At 70.0% G+C, this 8,048-nt stretch carries 10 protein-coding genes; all 10 read left to right on the plus strand.

The genetic code is table 11. The annotated features are described in order from the left end of the window. The first annotated feature begins 19 nt into the window (after positions 1-19). Positions 20-1,054: a Gfo/Idh/MocA family oxidoreductase gene (locus AC0662_RS16230; RefSeq protein ID WP_452194780.1), complete on the plus strand. Its 1,035-nt coding sequence runs from the start codon at positions 20-22 to the stop codon at positions 1,052-1,054. Then, positions 1,051-1,812, plus strand: coding sequence for a TIM barrel protein (locus tag AC0662_RS16235; RefSeq protein WP_452194782.1), 762 nt, complete (start codon positions 1,051-1,053; stop codon positions 1,810-1,812). Before AC0662_RS16230 ends, AC0662_RS16235 begins: the two co-directional genes overlap by 4 nt. A 53-nt stretch (positions 1,813-1,865) precedes the next feature. Next, on the plus strand, positions 1,866-2,609 hold the full coding sequence (locus AC0662_RS16240; protein WP_478301378.1) for a GntR family transcriptional regulator: 744 nt from the start codon (positions 1,866-1,868) through the stop codon (positions 2,607-2,609). A gap of 231 nt (positions 2,610-2,840) precedes the next feature. Beyond that, positions 2,841-4,118, plus strand: coding sequence for a CpaF family protein (locus tag AC0662_RS16245; RefSeq protein ID WP_478301380.1), 1,278 nt, complete (start codon positions 2,841-2,843; stop codon positions 4,116-4,118). Beyond that, positions 4,118-4,978, plus strand: coding sequence for a type II secretion system F family protein (locus AC0662_RS16250; protein WP_452194787.1), 861 nt, complete (start codon positions 4,118-4,120; stop codon positions 4,976-4,978). The genes AC0662_RS16245 and AC0662_RS16250 overlap by 1 nt, the downstream gene beginning before the upstream one ends. Beyond that, a complete protein-coding gene (locus tag AC0662_RS16255; RefSeq protein WP_452194789.1) occupies positions 4,975-5,913 on the plus strand; it encodes a type II secretion system F family protein in 939 nt (312 codons plus the stop codon). The genes AC0662_RS16250 and AC0662_RS16255 overlap by 4 nt, the downstream gene beginning before the upstream one ends. Before the next feature lie 16 nt (positions 5,914-5,929). After that, a complete protein-coding gene (locus AC0662_RS16260; protein ID WP_452194791.1) occupies positions 5,930-6,127 on the plus strand; it encodes a hypothetical protein in 198 nt (65 codons plus the stop codon). Continuing rightward, a complete protein-coding gene (locus tag AC0662_RS16265) occupies positions 6,127-6,513 on the plus strand; it encodes a TadE/TadG family type IV pilus assembly protein (protein WP_452194792.1) in 387 nt (128 codons plus the stop codon). Before AC0662_RS16260 ends, AC0662_RS16265 begins: the two co-directional genes overlap by 1 nt. After that, positions 6,510-6,959 carry a hypothetical protein gene (locus tag AC0662_RS16270; RefSeq protein ID WP_452194794.1) on the plus strand — a complete coding sequence of 150 codons (450 nt, stop codon included), beginning with the start codon at positions 6,510-6,512 and terminating at the stop codon, positions 6,957-6,959. The genes AC0662_RS16265 and AC0662_RS16270 overlap by 4 nt, the downstream gene beginning before the upstream one ends. 145 nt (positions 6,960-7,104) lie before the next feature. Next, positions 7,105-7,503, plus strand: coding sequence for a pilus assembly protein TadG-related protein (locus tag AC0662_RS16275; protein ID WP_452194796.1), 399 nt, complete (start codon positions 7,105-7,107; stop codon positions 7,501-7,503). Positions 7,504-8,048 lie beyond the last annotated feature (545 nt).

Here is an 8,048-nt window from a genome sequence, read left to right on the forward strand (position 1 = left end):
ACTGTCGAAGGGGTTGCCGATGCGCACGGACCACGGACTGCCGGTCGTTCGGCTGGGACTCATCGGAGCCGGTCGGATCGGCACGATGCACGCGGGGAACCTCGCCCGGCACGTGCCGGGTGCCGAGCTGGCGGCCGTCGCCGACGCCCGGCCGGAGGCCGCCGCCCAACTCGCGGCCCGGTACGGCGCGACGTCGCCGGACGTCGAGGAGCTGCTGAAGGATCCCGGGATCGACGGCGTACTGATCACGTCGCTCGCGATCGCGCACTCGGAGCTGATCGTGCGGGCGGCCGAGGCGGGCAAGGCGGTCTGGTGCGAGAAGCCGGCCTCGCTGACGCTGGCGGAGATGGACCGGGCGATCGCCGCCACCGAGCGTGCCGGGGTCGCGTTCCAGGTCGGCTTCAACCGTCGGTTCGCCAAGGACTTCGCCGCGGCGCACCAGATAGTCCAGGACGGCGGGATCGGTACGCCGCGACTGATGCGGTCGATCACGCGTGACCCCGGTGGACCGTGGGGTCTGCGCTACGCCGACCGGATCCCGCAATGGACGATCTTCCGCGAGACGCTGATCCACGACTTCGACACTCTGCTCTGGCTGAACCCGGGTGCCCGGGCGGTTGAGGTCTTCACGACTGCGGACGCACTGGTCGCACCGGACTACAAGGCCGGCGGCCTGCTCGACACCGCGGTCGTGGTGATCACCTTCGACAACGGTGCGATCGCTACGGCCGAGGCGAACTTCTCGTCGTACTACGGGTACGACGTGCGCGGTGAGGTGTTCGGTAGCGAAGGGATGGTCGTGGCTGGACAGCTGGCGAGCAGTGCGATGGTGCACTACACCGCGAACGGGTTGCACCAGCAGACGCTGCGCAGTGACGAGGAGATGTTCCGCGACGCCTATGTGCAAGAGCTGGCCGACTTCGTCGACGTCGTCCGAACGAACGGCGTACCGCCTGTGTCGGGTCTGGACGCGCGGAGGGCTCTGCAGGTCGCGCTGGCCGCGATGGCGTCGTACGAGGAGCACCGTCCGGTGCGGGTCGAGGACGTGCGATGAGGCTGGCCGTTTGCGCCGAGATGGTGTTCAGCGACCTGCCGTTCGTCGAGCGGGTGCAGCGGATCCACGCGGCGGGTTTCGACGTCGAGATCTGGAACTGGACGTCCAAGGACCTCACCGCGCTGCAGAAGACCGGTGCGACCTTCTCGTCGATGACCGGGTACGTCGCCGGCTCGCTGACCCATGAACAGGATCGACTGTTGGAGACGGCCGAGCAGTCTGTGCACGCCGCACTCGAGCTGGGTTGTCCACGGCTCAATCTGCATGGCACTGCTCTGGACGACCAGGGTCTGCCACTAGTACCGGCGTACCAGGTCACTGGGAAGATGTGGCTGACCGCAGCGCGCACTCTGGAGCGTTTAGCCCGGCTGGGGGAGCGGTACGACGTGACGTTCGTACTGGAGAACCTCAACGCGGAGGTGGATCATCCGGGCGTGCCGTTCGGGAAGGCCGCCGACACACTCGCGCTGGTCCAGGCAGTCGATCATCCGAACCTGCGGCTGATGCTGGACCTGTACCACGCCCAGATCGGTGAGGGGAACCTGATCGAACTGGTTCGTCAGGCGTTCCCGTACATCGGTGAGATCCAGGTGGCCGACGTACCGGGCCGGTGTGAACCGGGGACGGGCGAGATCAACTACCCGGCCATCGCTGATGTGCTGAGCGATCTGGGCTACGACGGCACTGTCGGACTGGAGGCGTTCGCGTCGTCGGACAGCGATCTGGCGCTGCAGCGGTTCCGTACTGCGTTCATCTGATCAAATCCGGGCGGTGGGTCGACGGAAGCCGGTCCAGCCTTCAGGATGTGCCCATGAGCACCGTCCAGGTCCAGGTCGATCGGAACAGCCGTACGCCGTTGCACGTGCAGCTGGCGCAGCAGCTGGAGGCGGCCATCCAGGGCGGCGAACTGCCGGTCGGGTCCCGGCTGAGTAACGAGGTCGACCTGGCCGAGGCGTACGGGCTGAGTCGGCCCACTGTCCGCCAGGCGATCGCGCGTCTCGTCGACCAGGGCCTGCTGGTCCGCAAGCGCGGTGTGGGCACCCAGGTGGTCGGCAACGCCGGCCAGGTGCGCCGCTCCCTCGAACTGACCAGCCTGCACGACGACCTGACCGCAGCGCACCGGAAGCCGCAGACCGACGTACTGCGCTTCGGTGTCTCGCCCGCCACCGCAGAGGTCGCCTCGGCACTCCAGTGCGAGGAGGGGGACCGGGTACTACGTCTGGAGCGGCTGCGGCGTGCGGACGGTGAGCCGCTCGCCCTGATGCGTAACTGGCTGCCGCCCGAGATCCTGGAGACCGACCCGACCACACTGGCCGAGCGCGGACTCTACGAACTGCTCCGGGCCGAGGGCGTCCGGCTGAAGGTGGCGCACCAGACCATCTCCGCCATCCCCGCGACCCCGGACCAGGCCCGTCTGCTGGCGGAGCAGCCGGGTTCACCGCTCCTCGCGATCACCCGCATCACGTACGACGACCACGGTCAGCCGGTCGAGTACGGCTCCCACCTGTACCGCGCCAGCCGCTACTCGTTCGAACACACGCTCGTCCACCGCTAGAACCCGCGCGGCGAGATCCCACGCAGGTGCCCCGGGCAACTTGCGGAATTGCAACAACCTGCAATTTTCTGGACCGGTTCGTGAGCCGGTGGATACGGTGAGTGAGCCAGCGGCGTGTCACGGTTGTCCACAGGGCGGCGGACGCGAGTGGCGCCGGGCGCGCTGAGGTTGCAAGGATGGTCGCGCATGGTGACCGCGTGGTCGCCAGTCGGGACACATACGGGGAGATCGATGACAGCGGACAGGCTCGACGCGCACCGCTCGGGTTGGGACGGTGCCATCGAGCTGATCGATGCCCAGGTCCGCGACGTCGTGCGTCGCGAAGGCATCGACCCGCTCCGCGACCCCGCCGCGGTGAACGCGATTGTCGCCGTCGTCGTCCGGGAGTACGACGAGCGCAGCCTGAGCGGCGTCGTGCCGCCGATCGGCGACCTGGAGGCGGTCAGCCGCGAGGTGCACGACCGGGTGGCCGGGTTCGGGCCGCTGCAGCGGTACCTGGACGACCCGTCGGTCGAGGAGATCTGGATCAACGAGCCGAGCCGGGTGTTCATCGCCCGCGAGGGCCGGCACGAGCTGACCACGACGGTGCTGACCGAGGAGGAGGTGGCCGACCTGGTCGAGCGGATGCTGAAGACCACCGGCCGCCGGATCGACGTCTCGCAGCCGTTCACCGACGCCCGGCTGCCGGACGGCAGCCGCGTGCACATCGTGCTCGGCGGCATCACCCAGCGGTATGCAGCGATCAACATCCGCAAGTTCACCGTCCGTGCGACCCGGATCAGCGACCTGGTCCAGCTCGGGTCCCTGACACCGCACGCGGCCGCGGTGCTGGAGGCATCCGTTGCCGTCGGCCTCAATGTGCTGGTCTCCGGCGGTACGCAGGCCGGCAAGACCACGATGCTGAACGCGCTGGCCGGTTCGATCCCCGGCAGCGAGCGGGTGATCAGCTGCGAAGAGGTCTTCGAGATCAAGCTGCCGATCCCCGACTGGGTGTCGATGCAGACCCGTCAGGCCGGTCTGGAGGGCACCGGCGAGGTGCGGCTGCGCGACCTGGTCAAGGAGTCGCTGCGGATGCGCCCGTCCCGGGTGATCGTCGGCGAGGTCCGCGGCGAGGAGTGCCTCGACCTGCTGCTCGCGCTGAACAGCGGCCTCCCCGGCATGTGCACCATCCATGCGAACTCGGCCCGCGAGGCGCTGACCAAGATGTGCACGCTGCCGCTGCTGGCCGGTGAGAACATCGGCTCCCGCTTTGTGCTGCCGACCGTGGCCGGGTGCGTCGACATCGTCGTACACCTCGGGATCGGCGCCGACGGGCACCGGCGGGTGCGCGAGATCGTCGCGGTCACCGGGCGCGTCGAGGAGCAGGCGATCGAGACCGAGACCCTGTTCGGGACCTACGACGGGTACCTGCGCCGCGCCGAGGGGCATCTGCCGCACCCGGAGCGGTTCCAGCAGGCCGGGTACAACCTGGCCGGGCTGCTGACCGAGTTACCGCGGGGGAACAGCTGATGGGCCTGTTGATCGGGATGTTCTTCGGGGTCGGCCTGCTGCTGATCATCGCGACGTTCGTGGCGCCGTCCGAGGCCGCGGCGGACTCCGACGGGTGGTTGCGCGGGAAGAGCCGCGATCTGCTCGCGAGCGCCGGCATCGAGGGCCTGACGCCCGGCGCGTTCATCGGTGCCTGCGTGATCACCGGGCTGGCCGGTTTCCTGCTGATGTTCTTGGTGTCGCGGGCGCTGCCGATCGGGCTCGTGTTCGGAGTGATGGCGGGCTGGGCGCCGATCGCGCTGGTGCGGGCCCGCGCCCGGCGGCGGCTGGCCGAGTTCCGTGAGCTGTGGCCGGACGTGGTGGACAACGTCGCGTCGGCGGTCCGCGCGGGGCTGTCGCTGTCCGAGGCGCTGGCCCAGGTCGGTGACCGTGGGCCGCTGCCGCTGCGGGAGCCGTTCCGGCGGTTCGGTGCCGACTACGCGTCGACCGGCCGGTTCGCCGAGTCGCTCGACCGGTTGAAGGCGCGGCTGGCCGACCCGGTCGGCGACCGCGTGGTCGAGGCGCTGCGGATCGCCCGCGAGGTCGGCGGTGGCGACCTCGGCCGGCTGCTGCGCTCGCTGTCGACGTTCCTGCGGGACGACGCGCGGACCAGGTCCGAGCTCGAGTCCCGGCAGTCGTGGTCGGTCAACGGCGCCCGGGTCGCGGTCGCGGCCCCGTGGCTGGTGCTGGCGTTGCTGTCCTTCCAGGGCGATGTGATCCAGCGGTACAACTCGCCGATGGGTGCCTTGATCATCGGCGCCGGCGCGGTGATCTGCGTGGTCGCGTACCGGGTGATGCTGCGGATCGGCCGGCTGCCTGAGCCGGAGCGGGTGCTGCGATGAACCCGTTCCTGATCGGTGGTTTCCTCGGCGCACTGCTCGGCGCGGGCCTGCTGCTTGTCGTACTGCGGTTGCCGTTCCTGCGGAAACCGACGGTCGACGAGCGCATCTCGCCGTACCTGCGGGATCTCGGAGCGCCGGACGTGTTCGTCGGCGTGGTCGACTCGCGGTCGCCGTTCTACGCGATCCTGCGGCTGTTCGGTCCGTCGCTGCGCTCGGCGGCGCAACGGCTGGAGCGGATCCTCGGCGGGGCGAACACGATCCGCCGCCGGCTGGAGCGCGCAGGGATGGAGCGGACGGTCGAGGAGTTCCGGATCGAGCAGTTGCTGTGGGGCACGCTCGCGTTCGGTGGCGGCCTGGTGATCTCGATCGTCTCGGTCGCCTTCGGCATCGGCAACCCCGTCGGTCTGCTGGTGTTCTGTGTGGTCCTCGGTGTCCTCGGGGTGCTTGCCCGCGACACCTATCTGACCACTCAGGTGAGCCGCCGTGAACGCCGCCTGCTCGCGGAACTGCCGACCGTGGCCGAGTTGCTGGCGCTGTCGGTCGCGGCCGGAGAGGGGCCGGCGTCCGCGCTGGACCGAGTGACGCGCGCGTGCCGCGGCGAGCTGGCCGACGAACTGAAACGAGTCCTGGCCGAGACCAGGGCGGGGGAAACACTGGTCCGCGCGCTCGACGCGCTCGCGGACCGGACCGGACTGCTGGCGTTGTCGCGCTTCGCGGACGGGCTGGCGGTGGCGCTGGAACGCGGTACGCCACTGGCCGACGTCCTGCGGGCGCAGGCCGGTGACATCCGGGAAGCGGGGCGCCGCGAACTGATCGAGTCCGGAGCGCGTCGCGAGGTCGCCATGATGATCCCGGTGATCTTCCTGGTTCTGCCGGTGACCATCGCCTTCGCCTTCTACCCCGGCGCTGTCGGAATCCAGCTGATCGCTGGATGAACCTTGAGGAGATGCCATGTCGCTACACCTGACCAGACTGTTCCTGACCTTGCTGCTGAAACCACGCCCGTCCCGCACAGAGCGCGGCGACGTCCCCGGTTGGGTACTGATCACCGTGATGACCGCGGGCCTGGTCGTCGCGATCTGGGGAATCGCCGGCAAGCAGCTCGGCCAGATGCTGCAGAACGCGCTGGACTCCGTCACCAACAAGTGATGGCCAGGCGCCGCGACGAGCGGGGTTCGGCCGTCGTCGACTTCGTCCTGGTCGCGACGATCCTGGTGCCGCTGTTCCTCGGCATCCTCCAGGTCGGCCTGTTCCTGTACGTGCGCAACACCGTCACCGCCGCCGCCTCCGAGGGAGCGCACTACGCGGCCGTGCTCGACCGGTCGCCGGCCGATGGTGAGGCGCGCACCCGAGACCTGATCCGCGGCGTCGTCGCGAGCCGGCTGATCGACTCGGTGTCGGCGGAGCAGACCGACATCGACGGGCAGCCCGGCGTCGAGGTCGCCGTACAGGCACACATGCCGCCGCTCGGGCTGTGGGGCCCGGGGATCTCGTTCTCCGTCGAGGGCCACGCGGTGAAGGAGACCGGCGAATGAGGCGCCGCCGGAACGAGCGTGGCAGCGCTGTCGTGGAGTTCTCCTGGCTGGCCATCCTGCTGATGGTCCCGCTGGTCTACATGATGCTCGGCGTCTTCGACGTCCAACGAGCCTCGTACGGCGCGACCGCGGCGACTCGCGCGGCCGGGCGAGCCTTCGTGATCGTGCCGGACGGGATGTCCGAGGACCAGGCACGGGCGCGCGCCTTCGAGGCCGCGAAGCTGTCGATGCAGGACCAGGGGATGGACCTCGCTTCCGACGAGCTCACCATCAGCTGCGACCCCGCCTGCCTGCAGCCCGGCTCGACCGTCACCGTCACGCTGAACACGAAGGTCCGGCTCCCGCTGATCCCCGACGCCCTCGGCGGCGAACCACCCGCGATCCACATCACCGCCGCCCACACCGAGGCCTACGGCGACTACCGCCAAGCCAAGGGCACCGGATGACCCGCCCAAACCGGCTGAGCTGGCTGGGCTGGGTGAGCTGGTGAGCCGCCGGGGGCTAGTGAGTTGGGTGAGCCGGGGAAGTTGGGTGAGTGGGATGTGTGGAGGGAGCCGGGTGAGTCGGCGGCGGCGTGGTGAGGACGGGCAGATGACCGTTCTGATCATCGGGTTCACCGTGGTGATCCTGCTGATGGTCGTGGTGGTTACCGACATCTCCAAGGCGTTCCTGGTCCGCCGCGACCTGGACGCCACCGCGGACGGCGCGGTCCTCGCGGCCGCCAACGGCCTCGCCGCCGTCTACGCCCAGCCCGGCGCGGGAGGCAACGCCGCGATCGATCCCGAACAGGCGCGCCAACTCACCGCGGAGTACCTGAACCAAATTGCCGCCGGCAACAGATTCGACGCCCTCGACTGGTCGGTCGACGTCGAAGGCACCACCGTCACCGTCCGCCTCACCTCCACCGCCGACCTCCCCTTCCATCCCCCCGGCTTCCCCACCACCGCAGCCGTCTCCTCCCAATCAGCCGCCATAGTCCCCATCCGCTGACCACCTCACGCGCCAACCCCCGCCCCGCAGCCCCGCCCACACGCACCCGCCCGCACGCCCCCGTGCCCGCGTCGGCCCCCGCGCACCGCCCCGCGCCCGCTCCCGCGCTTGCCCGCGCTCCGGCGACGCACCCCGCGTTCCCACCCAGGGCTCCGCTCGCCTGGCCGTCGCCTGAGCTGGCGCCGATGCGGGTAGCAGCCGGCGCCGGTGGGTGGGGACAGGAACCGGTGGGTCGGCACAGGTTATTGCCTGTGCTGAGTCCCCGCGGGTTGTGCTGACTCCCGGGCTCTGCGCGCGGTCCCGCGACCCCGTCGCCCCGACCCCGCCGCCCCGCGCCCGCGCCCCGGGCTTCGCTCACCTGGCCGTTCGGTGCGGGTAGCAGCCGGCGCCGGTGGGTGGGGACAGGAACCGGTGGGTCGGCACAGGTTATTGCCCGTGCTGAGTCCCCGCGGGTTGTGCTGACTCCCGGGCAATGCGTGCGGTCCCGCGGCCCCGCGCCCGCGCCCCGGGCTTCGCTCACCTGGCCGTTCGGTGCGGGTAGCAGC

It is taken from the genome of Kribbella sp. NPDC043289, from assembly GCF_056436705.1.

What these genes read in the sequence shown, in the direction of transcription:
- AC0662_RS16230 (WP_452194780.1), top strand. Translation starts at nt 20, where the DNA reads ATGCGCACGGACCACGGACTGCCGGTCGTTCGGCTGGGACTCATCGGA.
- AC0662_RS16235 (WP_452194782.1), top strand. Translation starts at nt 1,051, where the DNA reads ATGAGGCTGGCCGTTTGCGCCGAGATGGTGTTCAGCGACCTGCCGTTC.
- AC0662_RS16240 (WP_478301378.1), top strand. Translation starts at nt 1,866, where the DNA reads ATGAGCACCGTCCAGGTCCAGGTCGATCGGAACAGCCGTACGCCGTTG.
- AC0662_RS16245 (WP_478301380.1), top strand. Translation starts at nt 2,841, where the DNA reads ATGACAGCGGACAGGCTCGACGCGCACCGCTCGGGTTGGGACGGTGCC.
- AC0662_RS16250 (WP_452194787.1), top strand. Translation starts at nt 4,118, where the DNA reads ATGGGCCTGTTGATCGGGATGTTCTTCGGGGTCGGCCTGCTGCTGATC.
- AC0662_RS16255 (WP_452194789.1), top strand. Translation starts at nt 4,975, where the DNA reads ATGAACCCGTTCCTGATCGGTGGTTTCCTCGGCGCACTGCTCGGCGCG.
- AC0662_RS16260 (WP_452194791.1), top strand. Translation starts at nt 5,930, where the DNA reads ATGTCGCTACACCTGACCAGACTGTTCCTGACCTTGCTGCTGAAACCA.
- AC0662_RS16265 (WP_452194792.1), top strand. Translation starts at nt 6,127, where the DNA reads ATGGCCAGGCGCCGCGACGAGCGGGGTTCGGCCGTCGTCGACTTCGTC.
- AC0662_RS16270 (WP_452194794.1), top strand. Translation starts at nt 6,510, where the DNA reads ATGAGGCGCCGCCGGAACGAGCGTGGCAGCGCTGTCGTGGAGTTCTCC.
- AC0662_RS16275 (WP_452194796.1), top strand. Translation starts at nt 7,105, where the DNA reads ATGACCGTTCTGATCATCGGGTTCACCGTGGTGATCCTGCTGATGGTC.